Genomic DNA, 24,794 nt, shown 5'->3' on the forward strand with positions numbered 1-24,794 from the left:
CACGACCCGCGAGGACGATGACATGCACGACCCGCGAGGACGATGACATGCACGACCCGCGAGGACGCTAGTCACGTTCTAGGCTCGGCGGGGTGACGACCCCACAACTCTCACTCACCGTCCGGCTCAACACCTCCGCCGCCGACTCGCGGCGCGGTGTCGTGCGTCTGCACCCCGAGGCGCTGGCCGCGCTGGGCCTGCGGGAATGGGACGCGATCGCGCTGGTGGGAGCGCGTCGCACGGCGGTCGTGGCGGGTCTCGCCCCGGCCGGCACCCCGACCGGCACGATCTTGCTCGATGACGTGGTGCTGTCGAACACAGGCCTGAAGGAGGACGCGACGGTCGTCGTCGCGCCCGTGACGGTCTACGGCGCGCGCACGGTGACGGTCACCGGTTCCACCCTCGCGCGGCAGTCGATCCCGGAGACCACCCTGCGTCAGGCGCTGCTCGGGAAGGTCCTCACCGTCGGCGACGCGGTGTCGCTGCTCCCCCGCGATCTCGGACCGGGCACGAGCAACGCCGAGACGACGCGGGCACTGTCGCGGACGTTCGCGATCGCGTGGACCACCGAACTGCTCACCGTCTCCTCGGTCGATCCGGCCGGACCGGTGAGCGTGCAGCCGAACACCGCCGTCGTGTGGGGCGGTGGCCCGGGTGCCCTGCCGTCCTCCGTGCCGTCCGCTTCCGGATTCGTCTCGTCGGGGTTCGTCGCCTCCTCCCCCGCGACCGACCGTCCCGAATCGGCCCCCGCCACGCCTCCGCCACCGCCGGTCGAGGATCTCGTGGGTGTGCAGGCCCAGGTCGCGAAGCTCTCCGAGTGGCTCACCCTCTCGCTCGACGAACCCGAACTGCTGCGCACCCTCGGCGCGTCGCCGCATCTCGGGGTGCTCGTCACCGGTCCCGCCGGGGTCGGTAAGGCGACCTTCGTGCGCTCGGTGGTCGCCGACCGGCGTCTGGTCGAGGTCGACGGGCCGGGTGTGGGTGCACTCGCCGCCGACGAGCGGCTGCGCCGGATCTCCGCGGCGGCCGAAGCGGTGCGCGGTGGGGGCGTCCTGCTGCTCACCGACGTCGATGCCGTGCTCCCCGCCGACACCGAACCCGTCGCGACGTTGATCCTCGACGAGCTGCGGCGGGTGGTCGACACCGAGGGCGCGGTGCTGATCGCGACCACCGCGCATCCCGACGACGTCGACTCCCGGCTGCGTGCCCCGGAGATCTGCGACCGCGAACTGTCCTTGCCGCTGCCCGACGGCGCGACCCGCCGCGCCCTGCTCGACGTGCTGCTGCGCTCGGTGCCGTCCACCGGTCTCGACCTCGCCGCCGTCGCGGGTCGCACCCCCGGTTTCGTCGTCGCCGACCTCGCGGCGTTGTGTCGCGAGGCGGCACTGCGCGCGGCGTCGCGGGCGAACCGCGACGACGACGAACCCTCGCTCGTCCAGGACGACCTGCTCGGCGCGCTCGAGGTGATCCGTCCGCTGTCGCGATCGGGTTCCGAGGAGCTGGCGATCGGCAGCGTGAGCCTCGACGACGTCGGCGACATGGTCGAGACGAAGCAGGCCCTGACCGAAGCCGTCCTGTGGCCGCTGCAGCATCCCGATTCGTTCGAGCGTCTCGGTGTGGATCCGCCGCGCGGTGTGCTGCTGTACGGCCCGCCCGGTTGCGGCAAGACCTATCTCGTCCGCGCTCTCGCCGGCACGGGACGTCTGAGCGTCCACGCCGTCAAGGGCGCCGAACTGATGGACAAGTGGGTCGGTGCGTCGGAGAAGGCGGTGCGCGAGTTGTTCGAGCGTGCCCGCAATTCGGCACCGGCGTTGGTGTTCCTCGACGAGATCGATGCTCTCGCACCGCGCCGCGGGCAGAGCTCCGATTCCGGGGTGTCCGACCGGGTCGTCGCGTCGCTGCTCACCGAACTCGACGGTGTCGAGCCGCTGCGCGACGTCGTGGTGGTGGGAGCGACCAACCGGCCCGACCTCATCGATCCGGCTCTGCTGCGTCCCGGCCGGCTCGAACGTCTCGTGTTCGTGCCGCCGCCGGACGCCGAGGCCCGGGCCGCGATCCTGAAGACCGCGGGCCGATCGGTACCGCTCGACGACGACGTCGACCTCGACGACCTGGCCGCCGGACTCGACGGCTACTCGGCCGCGGACTGCTCGGCTCTGCTGCGCGAGGCCGCGCTCGCGGCGATGCGGCGCAACGTCGACGCCGCCGTGGTCACCGCCGAGGACGTCGCGGTGGCCCGGGAGAAGGTGCGCCCCTCGCTCGATCCCGTGCAGGTCGCTCATCTGCAGGCCTACGCGGAGGGCCGTTGAGATGGCCGTGACCACCGCGGTCCGCGTCGCCGGACCGGCAGCCGTCCTCGCGGCCTTCCTCGCCGCCGGGGTCGCGATCCTCGTCCCGGCCGCGGGCGAATCGGTCCTCCCTGAGGGTGCGCGCAGCGAATGGGCACCCGTGGTCACCGCCGCGCTCGCCGTTCTCTCGGCGGCCGGGCTGCAGCGGACCGGCTCCCGACGTACCGCCTGGATGCTGGCCGCCGCCTCGATCGTGGTCCTCGGGTCGATCCGCTATCTCGTTCCCGCCGGCATCTCGGCCGACAGCCTGACGGTCGTCGGATGGGTGATCGCCGCGATCACCGGTGTGCTGCTCGGGGCGGCGACCGCGGGCTCGTGGGGTTCGGCGACCGGTCAGTGGGCCCTGATCGCCGGTGGGTGGGCGGCCTTCCTCACCGCCGCAGCCGTCGGTTCCGAGGTCCCCGTGGAGGCCATGCGCTGGACGGTTCCCCAGTGGGCGCTGGCCTTCGCACTCGTGGCAACGGTCGCCGCCGCGCTGACGGTGCCTGCCGGGATGCGCGTGCAGCGGGCCGATCCGCGGTTGCTCGCGATCATGGTGACCGCCGCGGTGGTGCTCTCGGTGGGCTACCGACTGCTGGGTGAATTCGTGGGTTCCCGCGCGAGCGACACGGGTGTGCTCCTGTGGCTGGTCGCCGGTGGGGCGCTCGCGGTGGCGGTCGTCGGTGCCGAGATCGTCGCGCGCCTCGTCCCGCCCGGAGACGACCGGTTCGTCCTCGCGGTCACCGGGGCCGTGGCCGCGGCGTACCCCGTCCTCGTCGAGTTGTGGTCGGGTATGCAGTCGGCGACCGTGCCGTGGTGGGTGCTGCTCGTCGCGGTGGCCGCCGTGGTCGCCGGGGTGCGGCTCTCCCCCTCCATGCCGTACGCGCTTCCCGGGCTGATGCTCGCCGCGTCGATCTCGGCGGCGACGGTGTGGTGGCCGTCGGAGATCGGCGAGGGAATCCCTCTTGCGGTGCGAGTGGCGCTCGTCGCGCTGGGCACCGGTCTCGCACTCGGGGCATCGTTGCCGGGCTCGGCGTCCGTCGCGGCTCTCGGCCTGGCACTGCCGGTGCCGGCGACGGCCGTCGTCGGGGCGGTGTGGATGCTTCCGGCGGATGCGCAGTGGTCGGCGCTCGCACTGTTTGCCGCGGCCGTGATCTGTGCGTGGCAGGTGCGCTAGCCCTCTCACCTCCCCGATTCGCAAGCGTGCGAAGACAACCGTTAGGATGTGCACAATCCGTTTTGCCCGATGACGGCGAGCGGCGTGCATGTCGGGGCGATCCCCGTTTCGGCGGTGTGCCGTCCGCTGTGACGACAGCGAGTCCCACGGCCCGCAGTCAGTTTCACCCCGCCGACAGGCCCGACCCCGACGGAGTGCCTTTTGATCGCCATACTCGTTGCCCATGCGGTCGCTGCCCTTCTGGCGCCGCTTCTGGTCCGAGTCATGGGGAGAAATGCATTCCTGCCGCTCGCGGTGGTGCCCCTCGCGAGTCTCGGCTGGGTCGTCACCAACTGGGGAACCGATCAGAAACTGCAGATCGCGTGGGCCTCGACGCTGTCGATGAATTTCGATCTGCGCTTCGACACGCTCGCGGCGATCATGTGCGTGCTCGTTTTGGGCATCGGCTCGTTGATCCTGCTCTACTGCTCGCGCTATTTCGAGGACGACGAGCCCCGCCTGGGCTTGTTCGCCGCCGAGATGGTCGCCTTCGCCGGCGCCATGTTCGGTCTGGTGGTCAGCGACAACATGTTGCTGCTCTACACCTTCTGGGAACTGACGACCGTCCTGTCGTTCCTGCTCGTCGGGCATTACGCCGAACGCGCCTCGAGTCGCCGTGCCGCCACCCAGGCCCTGCTCGTCACCACGGCCGGTGGTCTGGCGATGCTGGTCGGCATCATCATCCTCGGCGAGATGGTCGGCAGCTACAACCTGTCCGACGTCGTCGCGGCGGCACCTCACGGATGGCTCGCCGGCGTCGCCGTGGTGCTCGTGCTCGTCGGCGCACTGTCGAAGTCCGCCGTGGTCCCGCTGCACTTCTGGCTGCCCGGCGCGATGGCCGCCCCCACCCCGGTGTCCGGATATCTTCACGCCGCGGCGATGGTCAAAGCCGGCATCTACCTCGTGGCCCGGCTCGCACCCGGCTTCGCGGACAGCGCCGCGTGGCGGCCGATCGTCATCGGTCTCGGTCTCGCGTCGATGATCCTCGCCGGCTGGCGAGCGTTCCGCGCCTTCGACCTCAAGCTCATCCTGGCCTTCGGCACCGTCAGCCAGCTCGGCTTTCTCGCTGCGCTGGTGGGTACGGGCAGCCGGGAAGCGGCCCTGGCGGGCCTGGCGATGGTGATCGCCCACGCCCTGTTCAAGGCATGCCTGTTCATGGTGGTCGGCATCATCGACCACTCCACCGGCACCCGCGACATCCGCAAACTCGCGCATCTCGGCTCTGCCGCCCCCTACCTGATGGTGATCGCGATACTTGCGGCGGCGAGCATGGCCGGTCTGCCGCCGTTCATCGGTTTCGTCGCGAAGGAAGCCGCGCTCGAGTCGTCGCTGGTGGCCGAGGTGCTCCCCGAATGGGCGCGGATCGCCATGACTGCGGGCATCGTGGTGGGCTCGATCCTCACCCTCGCCTACAGCATCCGGTTCATCTGGGGGGCCTTCGGTCGTAAGCAGCTCAAACGTCCGAGCCCCGCGGTGCAGAACCTGCACGCGCCCGGCCCGCTGCTGCTCACCGCCCCGAGCGTCCTCGCGTTCGCCGGTCTCGCCGCGGGCTTCGCGAGCTCGTGGATCGACCATCTGATCACCCCCTACGCCGACGAGCTGCCCACCGAACTCGACAAGCCCTACCACCTGGCGTTGTGGCACGGATTCTCCTTGCCGCTGGGTCTGACCGGCGTGGTGATCGTGGGCGGCACGGTCCTGTTCCTCGCGCACCGCACCATCGCGCGTCTGCGCTTCGAGCACCCGCCGCTCGGAAATGCCGACCGGATGTACGACGCGACCCTCCAGGGCATGGACACCCTGTCCCTGCGCCTGACCGCCTTCCTGCAGCGCGGTTCGCTCCCCCTGACCCAGGCGACCATCCTCATCACCCTGGTGGCGCTCCCGACGGTGCTGATGTTCTTCTTCGGGCTGAGCACGATGCCGTCGACGCGCGCGTGGGACTCGATCTGGCAGCTCGGGGTGGGGTTGATCATGATGGCCGCCGCGATCACCGCGACGGCCCTGCGCAACCGTCTCGGCGCAGTGTTGGTCGTGGGCGTGACCGGTTACGGGCTCGGGGTGCTGTTCGCCCTCCAGGGAGCTCCCGACCTCGCGCTCACCCAGTTCCTCGTCGAGACCGTCACCCTCGTGATGTTCGTGCTGGTCCTGCGCAAGCTGCCCGCCGAGACCGACCCGGCCGCGGTGATGGGCAGCAAGTTCGCCCGCGCGATGCTCGGCATCGCCGTGGGCGCGGTGGTCGCCGGGATCGGCGCCTACGCCGTCGCGGCACGCACTACCGATCCGATCTCGCTGCTGCTGCCCGACGCCGCCTACTACGGCGGTGACGGCAAGAACATCGTCAACGTCCTGCTCGTCGACATCCGCGCCTGGGACACGCTGGGCGAGATCTCGGTGCTGCTGGTCGCCGCGACCGGCGTGGCCAGCCTGGTCTTCCGCACCCGCCGCTTCGGCACCGCCCCGCGTGTGGCGGACGCACCCGCGGCGCAGCTCGACGCGGTCTCCGCCAGCAACGAGACGACCTGGCTGCTCGGCGGCGATCTCATCGATCCGCGCTACCGATCGCTGGTCCTCGAGGTCACCACGCGACTGGTCTTCCCCACCATGATGATCCTGTCGGTGTACTTCTTCTTCTCCGGGCACAACGCGCCCGGTGGCGGTTTCGCGGGCGGTCTCGTCGCCGGTCTCGCGCTGGTGTTGAGGTACCTGGCCGGCGGACGCTACGAGCTCGGAGAGGCGGTTCCCATCGACGCCGGCAAGATCCTCGGCATCGGACTCACCTTCGCCGCGGGCACCGCACTGGTGTCGATGTTCCTCGGCGCCCCGGCGCTGTCGTCGGCGACCCTCGAGCTCACGCTGCCTCTGCTCGGCGACATCAAGCTCGTGACCGCACTGTTCTTCGACCTCGGTGTGTACCTCATCGTCGTCGGACTGGTCCTGGACGTGCTGCGCAGCCTCGGTGCTCGCCTCGACGCCGAGACCGTGGGTGAGCGCCGATGACCGCGAACATCACGCTCCTCGCCGTCGTCGGTGTGCTCGTCGCGGCCGGTGTGTACCTGCTGCTCGAACGCAGCATCATCAAGATGCTGCTGGGCCTGCTGCTGGCCGGCAACGGAATCAACCTGCTGCTGCTCACCCTCGGCGGCCCCGCAGGTCATGCACCCATCGTCGGTGTGGAGAGCGACGTCGAGCCGGACATGGCCGATCCCCTCGCGCAGGCGATAATCCTCACCGCGATCGTGATCACGATGGGTGTGGCGGCGTTCGTGCTGGCACTGACCTACCGCTCCTACACCTACCGCGCACGGGACGAGATCGAGAACGACCCCGAGGACACCCTCGTGTCGCAGCGGCGCAGTCTCGCCGATCTACCGTCGCGAGACCGCTCCGACGACCCGCTCACCGGTATCCCGAGCAAGAGCGGCGACGCCTTCGACGCCGCGGGCAACCCGATCCCGCTCGATCAGCTCAAGAACATCGAGGACATCGAGGCGTACGAGGATCTGCACGACGGCGACTTCGACGACCCCACCGACTCGGCCTACACGCAGAACCAGGGGGGGACGGACGAGTCCGGCTCTGCCGAAGATTCGGGCGGGGCCGGCTCTATCGAGGATGCCGAGGACGCCGACGAGGACGTCCGCGCGGACGATCCCGACCCCGAGGCCCCCGACCCTGCCGAGGGCGAGCGGACCGGAGACGACGAGAAGAACGGGAAGGAGGATCGCCGATGAACCCGAGCGTCGCGAACCTCGTTCCCCTCCCCGTCCTCATCCCCTTGCTCGCCGCAGCCGCAACCCTGATCGTCGGCCGCCGTCCGCGCGTCCAACGGTGGATCACCGTCTTCGCGCTGGTCGCCTCGCTCGTCGTGTGCGTGGCGTTGCTGTACTACGCCGACGCCGACGGCATCGCGGTACTGCAGATCGGTGGGTGGGAGGCGCCGATCGGCATCTCGCTGGTCGTCGACCGATTGTCGGCGTTGATGCTGGTCGTCTCGGCGATCGTGCTGCTGTCGGTGATGCTGTACGCAGTCGGCCAGGGTATCCACGACGGCAACGAGCAGCAGCCCGTCTCGATCTTCCTGCCGACCTATCTCGCGCTCACCGCGGGTGTCAACATCGCCTTCCTCGCGGGCGACCTGTTCAACCTCTTCGTCGGCTTCGAGGTGCTCCTCGCCGCCTCGTTCGTCCTGCTGACCCTGGGTGCGAGCGCCGACCGCGTCCGCGCGGGCGTCTCGTACGTCATGGTCTCGATGGTGTCCTCACTGGTCTTCCTCGTGGGCATCGCCTTCGCCTACGCAGCCACGGGCACTTTGAACCTCGCCCAGATGGCACTGCGGATGGACGAGATCTCACCGGGCACCCGGGCCGCGATCTTCGGTGTATTGCTCGTGGCTTTCGGTATCAAGGCCGCGGTCTTCCCGCTGTCGTCGTGGCTGCCCGACTCCTACCCCACCGCGCCCGCACCGGTCACGGCCGTCTTCGCCGGCCTGCTGACCAAGGTCGGTGTGTACGCGATCATCCGGGCGCACACCCTGCTGTTTCCGGGCGGCGAACTCGACGACGTCCTGCTCGTCGCGGGTCTGCTCACGATGATCGTCGGCATCCTCGGCGCGATCGCGCAGAACGACATCAAGCGTCTGCTGTCGTTCACGCTCGTCAGCCATATCGGCTACATGATTTTCGGTGTCGCTCTGTCGTCGCAGACCGGTCTCGCGGGCGCCGTCTACTACGTCGGCCACCACATCCTCGTGCAGACCACCCTGTTCCTCGTGGTGGGTCTCATCGAACGCCAGGCCGGGTCGGCGTCGCTGCGACGCCTCGGCAGCCTCGCGCTCATGTCTCCGCTGCTGGCGGTCCTGTTCCTCATCCCGGCGCTCAACCTGGGCGGTATCCCGCCGTTCTCCGGGTTCATCGGCAAGGTCGCCCTGCTGCAGGCCGGCGCGGAGGACGGTTCGGTCCTGGCCTGGGTCCTCGTCGCCGGTGGTGTCGTGACCAGCCTCCTGACGCTGTACGTCGTCGCGCGTATCTGGACGAAGGCGTTCTGGCGGGCACGCGCCGACGCTCCCGAGGGCGAGCTCGCGGACATCGGCCCCTCGGCGCTGATCGACGAATCCGCCACCGACATCTCCTTCGAGGAACGCCCGGACGTCGGCCGGATGCCGGCCGCGATGCTCGTCCCCACGGTCTGGCTCGTCGCGATCGGTGTGTCGTTGACGGTCTTCGCCGGTCCGCTGCTCGACATCAGCAACCGTGCCGCGGAGAACCTGCGCGACCGCACGGTGTACATCGAGGCCGTGCTGGGGGGTGAGCAGGAATGATGAAACGCGCCAACGTCCTGCGCATGTTCGTCGTGGGATGGACGACGCTGGTCTGGGTCCTGCTGTGGGGCACCTTCAGCATCGCCAACATCCTCGGCGGTGTGGTCGTCTCGCTCGTCGTCATGTTCGTGCTGCCGCTGCCGCGTGTACCCGTCGAGGGTCGCGTGCACGTCTGGTCCGCGATGCGGCTCGGCGTGGTGATCTTCGGCGAGACCATCCGCTCGACGATCAACGTGGCATGGCTCGCGATCCGGCCGTCCCCGCCGCCGGTCACCGGCGTGCTGCGCTGCCGGCTCACCATCAAGTCCGACCTGGTGCTGACACTGTGGACGGACATCATGAACAACATCCCGGGCACCATGGTGCTCGAGATCGACCAGGTGCGGCGGATCATGTACGTGCACGTCCTCGACGTGGGTACCGACAAGGCCGTGGCCGACTTCTACCGTTCCGCCCGCCTCATCGAGCGTCTTCTCATCCGGACGTTCGAACGCGAGTCGGAATGGCAGGCCAGCCCCTGGCGCAGCGGAACGGAGGAACTGACGTGACCGTGACACTGGCGATCGCGGGGGCACTGCTGTTCGTCTCCGCAATCCTGATCACCTACCGCGTGATCGCGGGCCCCAACTCCCTCGACCGGCTCGTCGGCGTCGACGCCCTGCTCGCGCTCGGCATCTGCGGCATCGCGATCTGGGCGGTGTACACACGCGACACGTCGGTGCTGCCCGCCACCGTGGCCCTCGCCCTGGTCGGCTTCATCGGGTCGGTGTCCGTGGCTCGATTCCGGGTGCGTGACGAAGGATGACGACGATCATCGACACCTTCGCCCACCTCCTGATCCTCATCGGGGCGATCATCTCGTTGACCGCTGCGATCGGCGTGGTGCGTTTCCGCGACACCCTGTCGCGCATGCATCCGGCCACCAAGCCGCAGGTGGTGGGTCTGTTGTTCGTGCTGGGTGGCGCGATGATCATCCTGCGCAGTTCCGTCGACATCTGGATGATGGCGCTGGCGGGCATGTTCATGGTCCTCACGGCACCGGTGATCGCGCACCGCGTCGGTCGCGTCGCCTACCGGGAGCAGCTCGGTCGCGACGGCCTGCTCGACGAGGACGCTCCCGGCGGTGCGTGACAGGTGACGAGGAGCTGACGGCCGGGACGTCCTCGGACGATCACTCCTTCAGTTCCTGCACGAGCGAGTCCACCACCGCGACGAGATCGCCGTCCGTCCGTTCCGCGAGCCTGCGCTGACGCTGATAGGACGCTCCCCGCACCGGGATGTCCGCAACTCGCGCGAGTTCGTCGGCGCATCCGAGCCGTACCGCGGTGGGCATGATCTGCTCGAGCAGATCGTTCAGGTCGTCGGTGACGAGCCGTTCGGTGCACACCGGGTCGAGGATGACCTCGGCATCGAGTCCGTACCGCGCCGCACGCCACTTGTTCTCCTTGACGTGCCACGGTTGCAGCACAGGAAGTTCCTCACCGCGCTCGAGACGTTCGTCGAAGTAGACGACGAGTGAATGCACGAACGCGACGAGGGCGGCCAGTTCGGCGCGGTTGGTGATGCCGTCGAAGACCCGGACCTCGAGGGTGCCCCATTTCGGCGCGGGCCTGATGTCCCAGTGCATGCCTCCGGGATGGCTGATGACACCGGACTCGAGCTGGTCGGCGATGAATTTCGCGTACTGCGGCCAGTCGGCGAAGTGATAGGGCAGGCCGGCAGTCGGTAGCTGCTGGAACATCAGCGCACGGTTGCTCGCGTAGCCGGTGTCGTAGCCCGCCCAGATCGGCGACGAGGCCGACAACGCGAGCATGTGGGGATATTTCACGAGCACGGCGTTGAGGATCGGGATGATCTTCTCCGCGGAGGAGACTCCCACGTGGACGTGCACTCCCCAGATGAGCATCTGCCGTCCCCACCAGCGGGTGCGGTTGATCATCTCCTCGTAGTCCGGGGAGGGTGTGACGGTCTGGTCGGTCCACTGCGCGAACGGATGGGTGCCGGCACACATCAGGTCCACTCCGAGCGGATCGGCGGCGCGGCGCAGCAACGACAGCGACTCGGACAGATCGTCGACGGCCTCGGCGACGGTGTCGTGTACACCGGTGACGAGTTCGACGGTGTTGCGCAGGAACTCCTTGGTCAGCCGCGGGGTCTCCCCGGCGATCTCCTCCACCCTGTCGAAGACGACCGCCGCGCTGTTCGAGAGATCGCGGGTGGTCTTGTCCACCAGAGCGATCTCCCATTCCACGCCGATCGTGGGACGAGGTGATCCCGGAAACGCGACTGCCACGTCTCGATCCAACCACAGGGCCCCGCCGACGGATGTCCGTCGCGGGGCCCTGTGTCAGGAATTACCCGGGTACCGAGCTTCAGGGGATTCGAACCCTGCTCACCCGATGACGCCGCAGGCGAGGCGGGCGCCGAGGTTGTCCTGGTGCACGACCACAGAGGCGCCGTCCTCACCTTCGAGGTCCTCGAGGCCGAAGGCCGAGGTGGTGACGGTGGCGGTGGCGGTGCCGTCCTCGTGGACGACGAGCGAGACCAGGTCGCCGCTCTCCGGGACGGAGGTGTTGCCACCGGCCTGCAGGTGGGCACCGGCCGACAGGAAGGCGCCGGGCTCGCCGCCGTTCGGCGCGGTGGACTGGGGCTCGCAACGGCCGAACTCGTGGATGTGGACACCGTGGTAGCCGGGCTCGAGACCCTCGACCTCGATGGTCACCTCGACGTCGCCGCCGTTCTCGGCGAACGACACGGTGCCGGCCGACTCGCCGTCGACCGTGGTGAGCTCCGCGGTGAGCGCAGCAGCGGAGGCGGAGCCACCGGCGTGCGACTCGCTCCCACCCTCGGTGCCGTGGTCGTCGCCGTGGGCCTCGGAAGCGGGCGCGGCGGATCCCGTCCACACCGGCGGAGTCGTCCCCGGCTCGGTGCTCGCCTCCTCGCTGTTCGAGCACGCAGTCAGGCCCACCGCGGCGATCGCGACGATCGGGGCCAGAGCACGCCAGGACATGCGACGGGTGGAACTGGAGACCATCAAACCGCTCCTTCGAAGTGCCGAAAAGTCACCCGATCATAACCGGGCGTCTCCGGCGACCACCCGGTGGCGGACCGACACGGTTCCGGCGCTAACGCGAAGTGACGATGACGATCACTCCGGGGGCGGCGTCGCGGATGCCCTCGAAGCGCGGTTGCGCGGTGACACCGAGCGACTCGGCGACGGCTGTCGCGGTCTGCTGCTCTCCGGGAGACGACCCGTAGAACACCGAGGTCTGCTGGAGCAAGCCCTCGCTGTAGTTGCCCGTTTCACTGATGGTGTACCCCTCGTCCTCGAGGTAAGCCGCGGTCTGCGCGGCGAGGCCCGCGACCTCCGAGTTGTTGAACACGCGCACCGGTGCCGTCGCGGAGGCCGAGGTGTCGGACGCGAACGCGGTTCCGCTCCCCACGGGCATGGAAGGAGCCGAAGACACGGCCGTGGTGGTGGTCGCACCGTCCCCGGCGTCGGACGTGCCCCCGTTCGCGGCAGCGGGCGCGGGCGCGGTGGGCACCGCGGCCGAGCGCGTGGACGGTGCGGCCGGCGCGGCAGCGGTCGTCGTCGTGGGTGCCGCCGCGGGAGCGGGTTCGTCGTCGGAATCACCGAGCGAGGCGAAACCGAGACCGGCGAACAGGATGCCCAAGGAGATCAGGACCATCGCGAACGCACGCAGAGGCGGTCCCGAGGGTGCGGGCGCGCGGCTGGGGATCTCGGGGGTTCTGCTCACGACCTCGACCATAGTTGCCCGAGCACACGCAGCGCTGCCGACCGGCCGCGCGTGTCGATATCGCATTATCCGGCCCGACGGCCGCCCGTCTAACGGGTGTCGAAACCGAGCCGGCGGGCCGCGCGGGCCTTCTGACGGCTCGCACGCAACCGCCGCAGCCGCTTGACCAGCATCGGATCGGCGGCGAGCGCCTCGGGACGATCCACCAGAGCATTGAGCACCTGGTAGTAGCGGGTGGCGGAGAGACCGAAGAGTTCCTTGATGGCGTCCTCCTTGGCACCGGCGTACTTCCACCACTGCCGTTCGAACGCCAGGATGTCGAGATCGCGACGGCTCAGGCCGTTCGCCTCGTCGCCGGTGGGTTCCTGCGCGGATGCGCAGTCGCCCTGCTGGGACACGAGATCGGACCGGTCGTTGCCGTGCGCTGCTGCGCCGTCCATTTCCCTCCTCGACTGACTGGATCACACCGTGACGAAGAGTCCTTGCGTCTCGGCGGAAGTCATTCAATCACGGGGTGGGGACACATACCGGTTCGAGAACGCCGCGAGTCGATCCCATTATCCTGTGTCACCATGGCCATTCTTCCCATCGTCATCGTCGGCGACCCCGTCCTGCACAACCCGACCCGGCCGGTGACCGAGTCACCCGCCGAACTCGCTCAGCTGATCGCCGACATGTTCGAGACGATGGACGCGGCCAACGGCGTCGGCCTCGCCGCCAACCAGGTCGGTGTGGACAAGCGACTGTTCGTCTACGACTGCCCCGACCGCGACGAGTCCGGCAAGGTCGCGCGCCGGCGTGGCGTCGTCGTCAACCCGATCCTCGAGACCTCGGAGATCCCCGAGACGATGCCCGACCCCGAGGACGATCTCGAGGGCTGCCTGTCCGTGCCGGGCGAGAACTTCCCCACCGGTCGCGCCGACTGGGCGAAGGTCACCGGTACCGACGAGAACGGTGAGCCGGTCGAGATCGAGGGCCACGGATTCTTCGCTCGCATGCTGCAGCACGAGGTCGGGCACCTCGACGGCTTCCTGTACGTCGACGTTCTGATCGGGCGCAACGCCCGCGCCGCGAAGAAGACCATCAAGCGCGCCGGATGGGGCGTCCCGGGCCTGACCTGGCTCCCGGGTTCGGTGGAGGACCCGTTCGGCCACGACGAGGACGACTGACGAGGCGACCGGCGAACCGTCGATGACGACCGACCGTCCGGCCCCGTCCGTACCCCTCGGTACCCGGGTGGTGCTGCGGTACCGCCTGCCCGCCGGCTACAGCCACCCGATGACCGATGTCATCGGTGAACTCGTCTCCGTCGAACCGGTGGTCGCGGTGCGCACCGCCGACGGTCGTGTCGTCCAGGTGTCCCCCACCTCGGTCGTCGCGCTCAAGCCGATCGCGGCGCGGCCGATCCGCGTCTCGGAGATCCGCGCGCTCGAGCACGCCGCCGCCGCGGGGTGGCCCGGTCTCGAATCGGCCTGGGTGGACGGCTGGCTCGTGCGCGCCGGACACGGTTTCACCCGGCGCGCCAATTCGGCAACGCCGCTGGGTGAACGCGGCACCGTGGCGGACCCCGCCGATCCGGCGGTGCGCGCCCGGCTCCGTGAATGGTTCGCGGCACGCGGATTGCCGCTGCGGCTGCTGGTGCCCGATCGACTCGCCCGGATCCCCGAGGGGTGGCCGACCTCGGAGCCGGTGCTCGTGATGGGCGCCGACCTCGCGAACATCCCCTTGCCGCCGGAGCCCACCCCGGTCACGATCACCGACCGGCCGGACGCCGACTGGATGTCGCTCCACCGCGCCGACGCCGACCCGCTGCTCACGCAGGACGTGCTCGGCTCGGTGGCCGCGGGGATCCTCGGGTTCGGCCGCATCGGTGCACCCGGGCAGCCGCCCCTGGCGATCTGCCGCGCGGCGATCACCGATGCGCCGGACGGACGCCGCTGGGTGGGTCTGTCGACCGTCGAGGTCGCTCCCGAACACCGGCGTCGCGGACTCGGCACACTCGTGTGCGGTGCCCTGCTGCGCTGGGCACGCGAGCACGGCACGACCCACGCATATCTGCAGGTCGAGGAGTCGAACACCGCGGCGCGCGCCCTGTATCGCGAACTCGGCTTCGTCGACCACCACCGCTACCGATACGCCTCCGAACCCGTCGGATAGGTCGCCTACAGTGGGCGTGTGCGCCTTGCTACCTGGAATGTGAACTCCGTCCGTGCCCGTACCGACCGCATCCTCGACTGGTTGCAGCGAACCGACACGGATGTGCTCGCGATGCAGGAAACCAAGTGCAAGGACGAGCAGTTCCCGTACGAACGCTTCGAGGAACTCGGCTACCGCGTCGCGCACGTCGGACTGAGCCAGTGGAACGGTGTGGCCATCGCGTCGCGCGTGGGCCTCGACGACGTGCAGATCGGCTTCGAGGACCAGCCCGGTTTCTCCAAGGACCCGGAGGTCGATCCGGCGCTCGAGGCGCGGGCGATCGGGGCGACGTGCGCGGGTGTGCGCGTGTGGAGCCTGTACGTCCCCAACGGCCGCGACCTCAACGACCCGCATTACACCTACAAGCTCGACTGGCTCGCCAAGCTGCGCGCCGACGCGCACGCCTGGGCCACCGCAGCGCCCGGGCAGCCCATCGCGCTGGTCGGCGACTGGAACGTCGCCCCCACCGACGACGACGTGTGGGATCCGGCCTTCTTCGAGGGCAAGACGCACACTTCGCAGCCCGAGCGCGACGCCTTCCACGCGTTCGCCGACGTCGGCTACACCGACGTCGTCCGTCCGTACGCGCCCGGCCCCGGGGTCTACACCTACTGGGACTACACCCAGCTGCGCTTCCCCAAGAAGCAGGGCATGCGGATCGACTTCGTCCTCGGATCACCGGCCTTCGCGGCACGGGTGACGGGCGCCGAGATCGACCGCAACGAACGCAAGGGCAAGGGCGCGAGCGACCACGCACCGGTCGTCGTCGACCTCGACCTCTGAGCAGGTCCCGCGTCGGGTGGACCGCCCGCACAGGCATCAGGCCTTGCGGGCAGGCACCTTGCGCTGCGGCTGCTTGCGCCGGGTCTCTTTGCGGTGGGGGTCCGTGCGCGGCAGCTCGAGAGCCACGACGACGTCGCGGTAGTTTTCGTGCGACGACACGAATCGCTGCACATAGGTGCACACCGGCCGCACCCGCCAGCCTCGGCTGCGAGCGAGATCGAGCGAACCACCGACGAGGACGGCCGCGAGACCCCGATGACCGAAATCCTCGACGATCACGGTGTGCATGAAGTCGACGACCGGCGGGTTCGGCGCCGGAACGCGTTCGAAGTCGTAGTACGCCAGGATGCCGACGAGATCGCCGTTGAGGCGCAGTTCGAACCGGTTCTGGTCGGCGTTGTCCGACACGGCGAGGTCCGGCGAACTCGTGTTCATGAGCGCCTCCAATAGGGGTGTTGCGTGATCTAACTGTGACCTATGCCACTATAGAGCAACGAGGCGACCACCGGCAGCAACGCTGTCGTGTTTCGCAAAGTGCACCCGCCTCAGCGCCTCCCGGCCGTGTTCGAACACACCCTCGGTAGGGTGTCCGCGTGGACCTTCTGCCCCTGTCGCCTCGAGGCGAGACCCCGGTTCGAGCCCTCACCATCGCCGGCACCGACTCCGGAGGCGGAGCCGGCATCCAGGCCGATTCCCGCACGATGGCGATGTGCGGTGTGCACGCATGCGTCGCGGTGGCCGCCGTGACCGTCCAGAACTCCGTCGGCGTCCGCGGGTTCCACGAGATCCCCGCCGAGACCGTGGCCGACCAGGTGCGGTGCGTGGTCGAGGACATCGGGGTGTCCGCAGCGAAGACGGGCATGCTCGCCTCCACGCAGATCATCGAGGCCGTCGCACAGGTGTGCTCCGAGGTGGGCATCGGCCGCGACATGGAGGTACCGCTCGTCGTCGACCCGGTCTGCGCATCGATGCACGGCGACCCGCTGCTGCACTCGGACGCGCTCGACGCGATCCGCGGGGTGCTCATCCCCCTCGCCACCGTCGTCACCCCGAATCTCGACGAGGTACGGCTGATCACGAGCATCGAGGTCGTCGACGACGCGTCGGCCCGGCGCGCCGCCGAAGCGCTCCATGCGCTCGGCGCCCAGTGGGTGATCGTCAAGGGCGGTCATCTGCGCAGCTCGGAGAAGAGCACCGACCTGCTGTTCGACGGCGACCGTTTCCTCGAGTTCAGCACGCCGCGCATCGAGACCGGCAACGACCACGGCGGCGGCGACACGCTCGCAGCCGCGATCGCGTCCGCCCTCGCGCATGGCCGGTCGGTGCCCGAGGCAGTCGAGTTCGCGAAGGAATGGATCACGAAGTGCCTCGAGTGGTCCTACGACCTCGGTCACGGCCACGGCCCGGTCAACCCGTTGTGGCGACTGCACGAGCGCTGATCGCGCCCGTCTTCACTCGGTGAACTCGGCGCGCACCTCGGCCCGCTGGTCACCTGCGGGCACCCCGTCGGGTCCGTCGATCGAATTCGCGTAGACAGCCGTGCCGTAGGCGACGGCGGCGGCCGCCGCGGCGAACGCGTCGCGGTCGATGCCGGCCAGGGTGTCCTCGGGGGTGTGGTAGTTCGGGTCGAAGGGCTGGTCGGCGGTGCCACCCCACAGGTCGGCCTGTTCGGGGGTCTTGACGTCGTCGGCGCCGGTGAACACCCCGCCCGCGGGGATGCCGAAGGCGACGAACGGACCGTAATCGGAACGGCCGTCGAAATCCGTTCCGCCGACCTCGATTCCGCGTTCGTCGAAGAACTGCGCGAAGGTCCGTTCGATACCCGCCGAGCCCTCCGGTCCGGGTCCTTCACCGACGGCGTCGGAGTCGTCGCCGTCGAACACCAGATATCCGGCGTTGGGCGAGCCGAGCATGTCGAAGTTCAGGTACAGGGCGATGTCGAGTCGTTCCTCGTCGGACAGCGACTCGACGTACCTCGTGGAGCCGACCAGTCCGACCTCCTCGGCGCCCCAGAACGCGAACCGCACGGCGTTGGTCACGCCCGGCTCGCTGCCGAGTTGCAGCGCGGTCTCGAGGACGGCGGCGACGCCGGTTCCGTTGTCGTTGATCCCCGGTCCTTCGGGGACGCTGTCGAGGTGCGCGCCGACGACGACCACGTCGTCGGTCGAGCCGGTGCGCGTCTGCGCGATCACGTTGCGCGACTTCCGGTCCTCGGTGCGGGTCTGGAGTGTCACCGTCACGGTGGTCGCGGCGGACAGGCGCTCGGCGTCGGCCCCGGCCACGCCTCCGACCGGGATGCGGGGGTTCGATTCCGCCCCGAGACCGGCGGCGGCGAGCGGGTCGTCCTCGTTGTTGGCGACGAGCAGCGCGGCCGCTCCCCGTTCGGCGGCGACCTGCTCCTTGACGGCGAAGGTGCACACGCCGCGATCGACGATCACCACCGCGCCGGTCGCGTCGATGCCGTCGTAGTCGGTGGCCTCGCAGCCGGGGGTGTCGTCGGGGGCGATGCGCACGACGCGCGCGGTGAGCCCCTCCGGTCCCGTCGACGGCGACATGCCGAGTGCGCTCACGCCCATCGGCTCCCCGTCGACGGTGAGCTGCTCGTTCTCGACGGCGAACAGGGTCGTGTCGAACTCCGGTGTCTGCACGTCGAATCCGGCGTCGCGCAGGGCTCCGGCGACGTAGTCGACGCTCGCGTCGTAGCCGGGGGTCCCGAGCGAACGGTTTCCGTCGTTCTCGCCGGCGATCCGTTCGAGTTCCGTCAGGTGCGTCATGACGGCATCGAGTTGCACGGCGTCGGCGAGCGCCGTCGGCTCGACGGGCGGCGCCTCCACCTCCGCCTCCGAGCATCCCGCCGTCAGCAGTACACCGGCGGCGATCAGGGCCGCTCCCCGCATGCCGTATCTCGTCTGCGCCCGCGCCATCGACCGAGCGTACACAAAAGCACTGCGCCGCACGGGGAAACCGTGCGGCGCAGTGTGCGGAGGCAGAACCTGCGGCGTGTCGAGGTAGTACCTCAGGCGTCGCGGCGGTTGACCACCACGAGTGAGGCCGCGAACACAAGGAACGAGAAGGCCGCGAAGTACAGGAGCGATCCCCATGGACCCCAGTGGAATTCGATTCCCTGCCCGATACCCAGGAAGTTGTTCGCGTTCGCGAACGGCAGGAACGGCTGGATCTCGCGGCCCACCGAACCGAACAGCGCGAACAACGACTCGAGCAGCAGCGGCCACAGCATCAGCAGCGCGATCGTGCCGGCCGACTGCCGCAACAGCGTGCCCACACCGACCGCGAGGAAGACGCACAGGAACGCGTAGATCGCGGTGCCGTAGACCGCGCGCCACGCCGTGTCGCCGCTGAGGACGAGTTCGCGACCTGCGTCGGGCCCGGCCAGTGCCTTCGCGAGGTAGAAGGCACCGAACGAGACCGCGAGTGTCAGCACCGCGCCCAGCACACCGATGAGCAGGGCCTTCATCGTCAGGAGCATGGTGCGGTTCGGGGTGGCCTGGAAGGTCGTGCGGATGACCCCGAAACGGTATTCGCTGGTGACCGACAGTGCCGCGAGGATCATGAGCACCAGCACACCGAAGCCGGTGACGCCGCTGACCGCGACGTCCACGGTCGGATAGAACCGTCCCAGTTCGTCGTCCATCCCGGCCGACGCGCGGGAGACCGACCCGAGGATCGCGGCCAGACCCAGGCCGAGGGCGACGATGACGAGGGTGCACCACAGCGGTGACTGCACCGACGTGAGCTTGATCCGTTCGGCCCGCAGTGTGTCGAGCGCCGTACTCATCACAGTCCACCCTTCATGACGTCGTCGACTCCGGATCCGTGGTATTCGACCTCGCCACCGGTGAGTTTCATGAACGCTTCCTCGAGCGACGCGTTGCGTCCCGCGAGTTCGTGCAGCACGATCGACCGGGTCGCAGCGAGTTCGCCGATCTCCGCCGCCGGAGCGCCCGAGACGTGCAGGGCACCGTCGTCCTCCCGCACAGTGTGCCCGCGTTCGGTGAGCGCGGTGCGCAGCTCGTCGAGTTGCGGGCTGCGCACGACGACGAACGAGTCGGACGCGCGGTCGACGAACGCCTTCACCGAGGTGTCGGCGATGAGCCGTCCACGGCCGATGACGATGAGATGTTCGGCGGTCTGTGCCATCTCCGAGAGCAGGTGGCTGGACACGAGCACCGTGCGGCCTTCCGCGGCGAGCGCCTGCATGAACCTCCGGATCCACACGATGCCCTCGGGGTCGAGGCCGTTGACCGGTTCGTCGAACAGCAGCACGCGCGGGTTGCCGAGCAGTGCGGCGGCGAGACCGAGTCGCTGCGACATGCCGAGCGAGAAGCCGCCGGCGCGCTTGCCCGCGACCTCCGTCAGTCCCACCTGGCGCAGAACCTCGTCGACACGCGAGGCAGGCAGACCGTTCGACGCGGCCAGCCAGGCGAGATGCGACCGCGCCGACCGGTTGGGATGCACCCACTTCGCGTCGAGCAACGCCCCGACGGTGGTGAGCGGCCGTGTCAGCTCGCTGTACGGCTTCCCTTCGATCAGTGCGGTTCCCGAGGTCGGCCGGTCCAGCCCCAGGATCATGCGCATCGTGGTGGACTTCCCCGCGCCGTTGGGGCCGAGGAAGCCGGTGACGATGCCGGGACGGACCGTGAACGTCAGGTCGTCGACCGCGGTCGTGGACCCGAAGGTCTTGGTCAAGCCGGTCACTTCGATCATGCGCACCACCCTACGTGCGGCTCCGGCGAGCGCATCCGATCACACTCCCCGGAGCCGCACGCGGTGCGTCAGGGGACGAAGACCTCGGTGGTGACCGGGATGCTCGGTCGCTCGGTACGCATCGTCAGGGCAACGCGGCCGGGCCCGGGGAACACGTGCATGACCAACGGCCGGGTGCTCGTGTGGAAGGCCGGCACGAAGCGGGTCTCCGTACCGCGGGCACCGGTGTCGAGGTTGTGCCAGTCGAAAGCGACGGTGACGTCGCAGTTCAGGATGCTCGGCGTCCACTCGCCGAGAAGCGAGTAGCCCTGCGTGATCCGCAGTTCGATCCCGTGGGTGGCACCCGGCGCCGAGGAGTACTCGTAGAGCGGGCCGTCGAAGGCGGTTCCACCGGCGCGCACGATGCCGGCGCAGATGCCGTCGCCCAATGTCAGCACGGGTGGCGTGGACAACTCCGTCGTCGCGCACGACCTCGGTCCGGTGTTCGACCAGCCCATCTGACACGGTTCCTGGGCGCCCGCGACACCCGGCGCCGCGACGGCGACGACAGTGCCCATGAGCCCGGCAGCGGCGGCAGCGAGAATTCTGTGTGCAACTGTCATGCCCGGGGATCGTACAGACCGATCGGTAACCCGTCGCGCGACAATCGGAAACCCCTGAACACCAAGGTGCTCAGGGGCTTCCCGTACCGGTCACGGCTCCATCGGCGAAGATGCCTGGGCCCAGAAGCGTTTCGGGATCCGGCCGGCGTGCCGGGCACGGAATCCCGCTTCGACGGCGTGACGCATCGCCGACGCCATCAGCGCCGGATCCTTCGCGCGGGTGACGGCGGTCGCGAGCAGCACGGCGTCGCAACCGAGTTCCATCGCGAGCGCCGCGTCGGAGGCGGTTCCGATTCCCGCGTCGAGGATCACCGGCACACCCGCAGCCTCGACGATCATCTCGATGTGGTGCGGGTTCGAGATACCGAGGCCGGTCCCGATCGGCGAGCCGAGCGGCATCACCGCGGCACAACCGACGTCCTCGAGGCGCCGCGCGAGGACGGGATCGTCGGTCGTGTACGGCAGGACGACGAAGCCGTCGTCGACGAGTTGTTCGGCCGCGGAGACGAGTTCGATGGCGTCGGGCAGCAGCGTCCGTTCGTCGGCGATGACCTCGAGTTTCACCCAGTCGGTCTCCAGCGCCTCCCGCCCGAGCTGCGCGGTCAGCACGGCTTCCTTCGCGCCGCGGCACCCGGCAGTGTTCGGCAGCGGTTCGATGCCGAGGCGGCGCAGCAGGTCGAGGACACCGGTTCCGGAGGCCGCGTCGACACGGCGCATCGCGACGGTGGTCAGTTCGGTGCCCGACGCGACGAGTGCCTCCTCGAGCACGGCCAGGTTCGCCGCGCCACCGGTGCCGGTGATCAGCCGCGATCCGAAGGTGCGGCCGGCGATGGTGAGCTGCGGCAGGTCGGCGCCGGGATCGTGTGTGTCAGCCACCCTGGACCGCCGTGAGGATCTCGATGCTCGCTCCGCGCGTGACCGGCTCCGACCAGCGGCCACGCGGGCACACGACACCGTCGACGGCGACCGCGATGCCCTTCTCGGGCAGACCGAGCTCGTTCAGCAGTTGTGACACGGTCGGGGCCGCGTCGTAGTACTTGTCCTCACCGTTGACGGTGATGCCCACGGATACGTTCGTCATCCCACACTCGCTTCCGTAATTCGTCCAGGACAGGCGTACTGCGCGTCGGCCAGCGACCGCCCACCGAGTTCGGCGAGCACCGCGTCGACGGTGAGCGGCGTGAGCAGCACACCGTTGCGGCCGTGGCCGGTCGCGGCGACGACACGATCGGAGAGCCGGCCGATCAGCGGCAGGTTGTCGGGGGTCATCGGGCGCAGGCCCGCACTCGCCTCGAACAGTTCGTACTCGCCGAGCGCAGGAAAGATCTTCTCGGCGTCGGCGATCAGATCGCGCACCCCGGCCACCGTGACCTGTGTGTCGGACGCCTCGTACTGTGTGGCGCCCACGACGAGGCCGTCGTGGCGGGGCACCAGATAGGCGGGGCGTCCGTGGACACTCGCGCGCACGGTGCGCTGCGGCGGCGGAGTCGCGCCCGGCCGCACCCGCAGGCGCAGGATCTCGCCCTTGACCGGACGGACCGGAAGGCCCGGCCACAGTCGCGCCGACGCCGAGCCGGCGGCGAGCACCACCTGATCGTCGGGAAGGTCGGCGAGATCGTGGACGGCGGCGTCGGAGAAACGCACCCCGGCCGCGGTGGCCGCGACGCGCAGGGCGTCGACGAGCGTACGGTTGTCGACCGACGACTCGGTGGGCGCGAGCAGTCCGAGACGCACCTTCGGGCCGAGCGACGGTTCGAACTCCCGGATCTCCGCACGGGAGAGCAGACGCATCTCGTGCCCCCGCTCCCCGACCCATTCGGCGACGGTCCGCAAGTCGGCCGCGTCCGCCGCGTCGAGCGCGACAGTCAGCGACTCCTCGGCGGTGAACACGTCGACGCCGGTCTCCGCGCGCAGTGCATCCGCGAATCCGGGCCAGCGGTCGAGCGAGGCCGCACCCAGGGACAGCACGTGGTCCTCACCGGGCCAGCCCTCGGACAGCGGGGCCAGCATCCCGCCGGCCACCCACGAGGCGCCACTGCCGGGATTCGGGTCGTGCACGGTCACGATGTGCCCCGAGCGGGCCGCGCGCCATGCGATCGACAGCCCGATCACTCCGCCACCCACGACGGCCACAGTTGCCATTGGTCCACCTCACTCCCTGCGCCGGCATGATCCGGGTCAGGTCATAACGGTCGGGGCCGGCAGGCCCCCTCTCAGCCCCGCGAACCTCGGGACTCCCGTGTCGTCACTTTCTGCTTAGAGGCTACCGTCTTGGTCGTGACCACCTATCGCGGCAACCATCCCGACCCGCGCGGCCGCCTCGCGACCGCCCGGTTGTATCTGTGCACCGACGCTCGCCGGGACACCGGCGACCTCGCACGGTTCGTCGAGGAGGCCCTCGCCGGTGGGGTCGACATCGTCCAGTTGCGCGACAAGGACTCGGCCGGCGAGAAGAAGTTCGGACGCCTCGAGGCACGCGAGGAACTCGCCGCCCTCGAGATCATCGGCGAGGCGTGTGCACGCCACGGTGCGCTCCTGGCCGTGAACGACCGCGCCGACATCGCGCTCGCGTCGGGCGCCGACATCCTGCATCTCGGTCAGGGCGACCTGCCGGTGCGGCACGCGCGGCAGATCCTCGGCGACGAGATCGTCATCGGCCGCTCGACGTCGAGCCGCGCGCAGGCTGCGCTCGCCGACATCGAGGCGGGCGTCGACTACTTCGCATCCGGGCCGGTGTGGGACACACCGACCAAGCCGGGACGGACCGCAGCGGGGCTGGAGGTGACGCGCGAGGTCGCGCAGTCGCAGCCGGCACGGCCGTGGTTCGCGATCGGCGGCATCGATCTCGAGCGGCTCCCCGAGGTGCTCGACGCCGGTGCCACGCGGGTCGCGGTGGTCCGGGCGATCACGAAGGCATCCGATCCGCGGGCAGCCGCGGCGGCGCTGAAGGCCGCACTCCCGACCTGAGGCGTTACAGCCAGCCCAGCACGGCCGAGGGCGACATCGAGATCGTGCCCCTGGGCAACCGCGCGCGCAGGCCGCGATCCGCGGTGACCACGACCGTCACCCCGGGGTCGACCACGGCCGTGGTGGAGGCGAGCCGTGCCAGCTCGTCGTCGCCGCTGCCGTCCGCGCTGTGCACCGGGATCCGGACGTCGTCGATCGTCGCGTCGCGGGCATGCCCTTCGAGGACCGCTTCGACGCGGGGGACCCAGCCGAACGTCCCGTCGGGAATTTCGACGGTGCGGGGCAGGACCGCGGCGAGGTCGGCGAGCAGGGCGCTCGTCGCGCCGGGGCGGTCGCGCCACCATCCGGTGGGGCCGCTCGCTCCGAGCACGTTCGCGGTGTCGAGCAGCATGCGTACCGGTGAGGTGCGCAGCGACGGCCACGCCTCGGCGAAGCCGCTGTGCAGCGGCATCGCCTCGACCTCCGGTTCGGGCACCCAGCGCAGTTCGGTGCTCTCCTGGTTGAGACTGGTCACGAGAGTTTCGGTGGCGTCGGCGACGACGGTGGTGTAGGTCCATCCGCCTGCGAGACCGGACGTGACGCGTTCGGCGCGTACCGTCACGGCCGCGAGATCGATGCCGGCCTCCTCGTGGGCCTCCCGCACGGCGGCGTCGACGGTGCTCTCGTGCGAGTCGCGCGCTCCACCGGGAAGTGCCCACGTCCCGCCCTGGTGCGACCATGCCGCCCGATGCTGCAGGAGAACCGCGGGGCGACCGTCCGCGAGCGGAGCGCGCAGCAGCAGACCTGCGGCGCCGTGCCGTCCCCAGCGCTTCTCGCCGTCCGGTCCGACCGCCCAGCCGTCACCGTCTCCACGCATTGCGTCCGTCTCTCCGACCCGCCCTCGCCCGGACCTGTACCCGG

25 protein-coding genes, 1 pseudogene and 1 riboswitch are annotated in these 24,794 nt (G+C 69.6%); of the genes and pseudogenes, 13 read left to right on the forward strand and 13 right to left on the reverse strand.

Translation table 11 applies throughout. The features are described 5' to 3' along the window. Nucleotides 1–92 precede the first annotated feature (92 nt). The 8 genes and pseudogenes from BO226_RS15265 to mnhG all read left to right on the forward strand — a co-directional run bounded on the left by BO226_RS15265 (nucleotide 93) and on the right by mnhG (nucleotide 9,994). Entirely contained in the window at nucleotides 93–2,309 is a 2,217-nt protein-coding gene (locus tag BO226_RS15265; protein ID WP_033096170.1) for an AAA family ATPase, read from the forward strand. Between the two features lies 1 nt (nucleotide 2,310). Continuing rightward, a complete protein-coding gene (locus BO226_RS15270; protein WP_071935577.1) occupies nucleotides 2,311–3,504 on the forward strand; it encodes a hypothetical protein in 1,194 nt (397 codons plus the stop codon). A 201-nt stretch (nucleotides 3,505–3,705) separates the two neighbouring features. Then, nucleotides 3,706–6,543 (forward strand): Na+/H+ antiporter subunit A, encoded by a 2,838-nt coding sequence (locus BO226_RS15275; protein WP_071935578.1) that lies wholly within the window; start codon nucleotides 3,706–3,708, stop codon nucleotides 6,541–6,543. Then, nucleotides 6,540–7,082 (forward strand): annotated as a pseudogene (locus BO226_RS15280) (Na(+)/H(+) antiporter subunit C); the annotation flags it as partial. The gene BO226_RS15275 and the pseudogene BO226_RS15280, both read left to right, overlap by 4 nt. A gap of 191 nt (nucleotides 7,083–7,273) precedes the next feature. Continuing rightward, nucleotides 7,274–8,863, forward strand: a complete 1,590-nt coding sequence (locus BO226_RS15285) for a Na+/H+ antiporter subunit D (protein WP_071935580.1) — start codon at nucleotides 7,274–7,276, stop codon at nucleotides 8,861–8,863. Continuing rightward, complete coding sequence (locus BO226_RS15290; protein WP_033096175.1) at nucleotides 8,863–9,411, forward strand: Na+/H+ antiporter subunit E; 549 nt, start codon at nucleotides 8,863–8,865, stop codon at nucleotides 9,409–9,411. Before BO226_RS15285 ends, BO226_RS15290 begins: the two co-directional genes overlap by 1 nt. After that, nucleotides 9,408–9,668 carry a monovalent cation/H+ antiporter complex subunit F gene (locus tag BO226_RS15295; RefSeq protein WP_006553640.1) on the forward strand — a complete coding sequence of 87 codons (261 nt, stop codon included), beginning with the start codon at nucleotides 9,408–9,410 and terminating at the stop codon, nucleotides 9,666–9,668. The genes BO226_RS15290 and BO226_RS15295 overlap by 4 nt, the downstream gene beginning before the upstream one ends. Then, entirely contained in the window at nucleotides 9,665–9,994 is a 330-nt protein-coding gene (gene mnhG, locus BO226_RS15300; RefSeq protein ID WP_071935581.1) for a monovalent cation/H(+) antiporter subunit G, read from the forward strand. The genes BO226_RS15295 and mnhG overlap by 4 nt, the downstream gene beginning before the upstream one ends. Before the next feature lie 40 nt (nucleotides 9,995–10,034). Here the strand turns inward: mnhG and BO226_RS15305 are convergent, their stop codons facing one another. From BO226_RS15305 to BO226_RS15320, 4 genes are all read right to left on the reverse strand, one after another. After that, nucleotides 10,035–11,156, reverse strand: a complete 1,122-nt coding sequence (locus BO226_RS15305; protein WP_071935582.1) for a glutamate--cysteine ligase — start codon at nucleotides 11,154–11,156, stop codon at nucleotides 10,035–10,037. Between the two features lie 99 nt (nucleotides 11,157–11,255). After that, a complete protein-coding gene (locus BO226_RS15310) occupies nucleotides 11,256–11,897 on the reverse strand; it encodes a superoxide dismutase family protein (protein ID WP_019291110.1) in 642 nt (213 codons plus the stop codon). A 91-nt stretch (nucleotides 11,898–11,988) separates the two neighbouring features. Further along, on the reverse strand, nucleotides 11,989–12,633 hold the full coding sequence (locus BO226_RS15315; protein ID WP_006553644.1) for a LytR C-terminal domain-containing protein: 645 nt from the start codon (nucleotides 12,631–12,633) through the stop codon (nucleotides 11,989–11,991). Between the two features lie 77 nt (nucleotides 12,634–12,710). Next, nucleotides 12,711–13,061 (reverse strand): DUF3263 domain-containing protein, encoded by a 351-nt coding sequence (locus tag BO226_RS15320; protein ID WP_071935583.1) that lies wholly within the window; start codon nucleotides 13,059–13,061, stop codon nucleotides 12,711–12,713. A 132-nt stretch (nucleotides 13,062–13,193) separates the two neighbouring features. On the opposite strand from BO226_RS15320, the gene BO226_RS15325 reads away from it, so the two are divergent. Genes BO226_RS15325 through BO226_RS15335 form a run of 3 tightly spaced genes read left to right on the forward strand, consistent with a single transcriptional unit; the run spans nucleotide 13,194 to nucleotide 15,600 of the window. Then, nucleotides 13,194–13,790, forward strand: coding sequence for a peptide deformylase (locus tag BO226_RS15325; protein ID WP_024101813.1), 597 nt, complete (start codon nucleotides 13,194–13,196; stop codon nucleotides 13,788–13,790). Nucleotides 13,791–13,812: 22 nt separating this feature from the next. Continuing rightward, nucleotides 13,813–14,778, forward strand: a complete 966-nt coding sequence (locus BO226_RS15330; protein WP_071935584.1) for an N-acetylglutamate synthase, CG3035 family — start codon at nucleotides 13,813–13,815, stop codon at nucleotides 14,776–14,778. A gap of 18 nt (nucleotides 14,779–14,796) precedes the next feature. Then, nucleotides 14,797–15,600 carry an exodeoxyribonuclease III gene (locus tag BO226_RS15335; RefSeq protein WP_006553648.1) on the forward strand — a complete coding sequence of 268 codons (804 nt, stop codon included), beginning with the start codon at nucleotides 14,797–14,799 and terminating at the stop codon, nucleotides 15,598–15,600. 36 nt (nucleotides 15,601–15,636) lie between these two features. Here the strand turns inward: BO226_RS15335 and BO226_RS15340 are convergent, their stop codons facing one another. Then, nucleotides 15,637–16,035 (reverse strand): GNAT family N-acetyltransferase, encoded by a 399-nt coding sequence (locus BO226_RS15340; protein WP_019291107.1) that lies wholly within the window; start codon nucleotides 16,033–16,035, stop codon nucleotides 15,637–15,639. 158 nt (nucleotides 16,036–16,193) lie between these two features. On the opposite strand from BO226_RS15340, the gene thiD reads away from it, so the two are divergent. Beyond that, on the forward strand, nucleotides 16,194–17,039 hold the full coding sequence (thiD, locus tag BO226_RS15345) for a bifunctional hydroxymethylpyrimidine kinase/phosphomethylpyrimidine kinase (protein ID WP_006553650.1): 846 nt from the start codon (nucleotides 16,194–16,196) through the stop codon (nucleotides 17,037–17,039). A gap of 12 nt (nucleotides 17,040–17,051) precedes the next feature. Here the strand turns inward: thiD and BO226_RS15350 are convergent, their stop codons facing one another. From BO226_RS15350 to thiO, 7 genes are all read right to left on the reverse strand, one after another. Continuing rightward, entirely contained in the window at nucleotides 17,052–18,524 is a 1,473-nt protein-coding gene (locus tag BO226_RS15350) for a M20/M25/M40 family metallo-hydrolase (RefSeq protein WP_232237962.1), read from the reverse strand. 92 nt (nucleotides 18,525–18,616) lie between these two features. Beyond that, the gene (locus tag BO226_RS15355) at nucleotides 18,617–19,396 is read right to left on the reverse strand and encodes an ABC transporter permease (RefSeq protein ID WP_071935585.1); all 780 of its coding nucleotides are present in this window, start codon (nucleotides 19,394–19,396) and stop codon (nucleotides 18,617–18,619) included. Beyond that, a complete protein-coding gene (locus BO226_RS15360) occupies nucleotides 19,396–20,325 on the reverse strand; it encodes an ABC transporter ATP-binding protein (RefSeq protein WP_006553653.1) in 930 nt (309 codons plus the stop codon). The genes BO226_RS15355 and BO226_RS15360 overlap by 1 nt, the downstream gene beginning before the upstream one ends. Nucleotides 20,326–20,393: 68 nt before the next feature. Continuing rightward, nucleotides 20,394–20,927 (reverse strand): hypothetical protein, encoded by a 534-nt coding sequence (locus tag BO226_RS15365; RefSeq protein ID WP_231911920.1) that lies wholly within the window; start codon nucleotides 20,925–20,927, stop codon nucleotides 20,394–20,396. Nucleotides 20,928–21,017: 90 nt separating this feature from the next. Beyond that, nucleotides 21,018–21,803 carry a thiazole synthase gene (locus BO226_RS15370; protein WP_006553655.1) on the reverse strand — a complete coding sequence of 262 codons (786 nt, stop codon included), beginning with the start codon at nucleotides 21,801–21,803 and terminating at the stop codon, nucleotides 21,018–21,020. Further along, the gene (thiS, locus tag BO226_RS15375; RefSeq protein WP_006553656.1) at nucleotides 21,796–22,008 is read right to left on the reverse strand and encodes a sulfur carrier protein ThiS; all 213 of its coding nucleotides are present in this window, start codon (nucleotides 22,006–22,008) and stop codon (nucleotides 21,796–21,798) included. The genes BO226_RS15370 and thiS overlap by 8 nt, the downstream gene beginning before the upstream one ends. After that, nucleotides 22,005–23,069 carry a glycine oxidase ThiO gene (gene thiO / locus BO226_RS15380; RefSeq protein WP_039585483.1) on the reverse strand — a complete coding sequence of 355 codons (1,065 nt, stop codon included), beginning with the start codon at nucleotides 23,067–23,069 and terminating at the stop codon, nucleotides 22,005–22,007. The genes thiS and thiO overlap by 4 nt, the downstream gene beginning before the upstream one ends. Then, nucleotides 23,066–23,178: riboswitch (TPP riboswitch) on the reverse strand. It overlaps the preceding gene by 4 nt. A gap of 26 nt (nucleotides 23,179–23,204) precedes the next feature. Between thiO and thiE the strand changes: the two genes are divergently transcribed. Beyond that, nucleotides 23,205–23,894: a thiamine phosphate synthase gene (thiE, locus tag BO226_RS15385; protein WP_064255552.1), complete on the forward strand. Its 690-nt coding sequence runs from the start codon at nucleotides 23,205–23,207 to the stop codon at nucleotides 23,892–23,894. A gap of 4 nt (nucleotides 23,895–23,898) precedes the next feature. Here thiE and BO226_RS15390 read toward each other — a convergent pair whose 3' ends face one another. After that, on the reverse strand, nucleotides 23,899–24,750 hold the full coding sequence (locus tag BO226_RS15390; RefSeq protein ID WP_071935586.1) for an NUDIX hydrolase: 852 nt from the start codon (nucleotides 24,748–24,750) through the stop codon (nucleotides 23,899–23,901). Between the last annotated feature and the right edge of the window lie 44 nt (nucleotides 24,751–24,794).

Source organism: Rhodococcus sp. 2G, assembly GCF_001886355.1.
In the GTDB taxonomy this organism is placed as follows: Bacteria; Actinomycetota; Actinomycetes; order Mycobacteriales; family Mycobacteriaceae; genus Rhodococcus; species Rhodococcus pyridinivorans.

Coding starts and splice junctions, on each gene's coding strand:
- BO226_RS15270 (WP_071935577.1), top strand. CDS start 2,311: ATGGCCGTGACCACCGCGGTCCGCGTCGCCGGACCGGCAGCCGTCCTC.
- BO226_RS15285 (WP_071935580.1), top strand. CDS start 7,274: ATGAACCCGAGCGTCGCGAACCTCGTTCCCCTCCCCGTCCTCATCCCC.
- BO226_RS15290 (WP_033096175.1), top strand. CDS start 8,863: ATGAAACGCGCCAACGTCCTGCGCATGTTCGTCGTGGGATGGACGACG.
- mnhG (WP_071935581.1), top strand. CDS start 9,665: ATGACGACGATCATCGACACCTTCGCCCACCTCCTGATCCTCATCGGG.
- BO226_RS15310 (WP_019291110.1), bottom strand. CDS start 11,897: ATGGTCTCCAGTTCCACCCGTCGCATGTCCTGGCGTGCTCTGGCCCCG.
- BO226_RS15315 (WP_006553644.1), bottom strand. CDS start 12,633: ATGGTCGAGGTCGTGAGCAGAACCCCCGAGATCCCCAGCCGCGCGCCC.
- BO226_RS15320 (WP_071935583.1), bottom strand. CDS start 13,061: ATGGACGGCGCAGCAGCGCACGGCAACGACCGGTCCGATCTCGTGTCC.
- BO226_RS15325 (WP_024101813.1), top strand. CDS start 13,194: ATGGCCATTCTTCCCATCGTCATCGTCGGCGACCCCGTCCTGCACAAC.
- BO226_RS15330 (WP_071935584.1), top strand. CDS start 13,813: ATGACGACCGACCGTCCGGCCCCGTCCGTACCCCTCGGTACCCGGGTG.
- BO226_RS15340 (WP_019291107.1), bottom strand. CDS start 16,035: ATGAACACGAGTTCGCCGGACCTCGCCGTGTCGGACAACGCCGACCAG.
- BO226_RS15350 (WP_232237962.1), bottom strand. CDS start 18,524: ATGGCGCGGGCGCAGACGAGATACGGCATGCGGGGAGCGGCCCTGATC.
- BO226_RS15355 (WP_071935585.1), bottom strand. CDS start 19,396: ATGAGTACGGCGCTCGACACACTGCGGGCCGAACGGATCAAGCTCACG.
- BO226_RS15360 (WP_006553653.1), bottom strand. CDS start 20,325: ATGATCGAAGTGACCGGCTTGACCAAGACCTTCGGGTCCACGACCGCG.
- BO226_RS15365 (WP_231911920.1), bottom strand. CDS start 20,927: ATGACAGTTGCACACAGAATTCTCGCTGCCGCCGCTGCCGGGCTCATG.
- thiS (WP_006553656.1), bottom strand. CDS start 22,008: ATGACGAACGTATCCGTGGGCATCACCGTCAACGGTGAGGACAAGTAC.
- thiO (WP_039585483.1), bottom strand. CDS start 23,069: ATGGCAACTGTGGCCGTCGTGGGTGGCGGAGTGATCGGGCTGTCGATC.
- BO226_RS15390 (WP_071935586.1), bottom strand. CDS start 24,750: ATGCGTGGAGACGGTGACGGCTGGGCGGTCGGACCGGACGGCGAGAAG.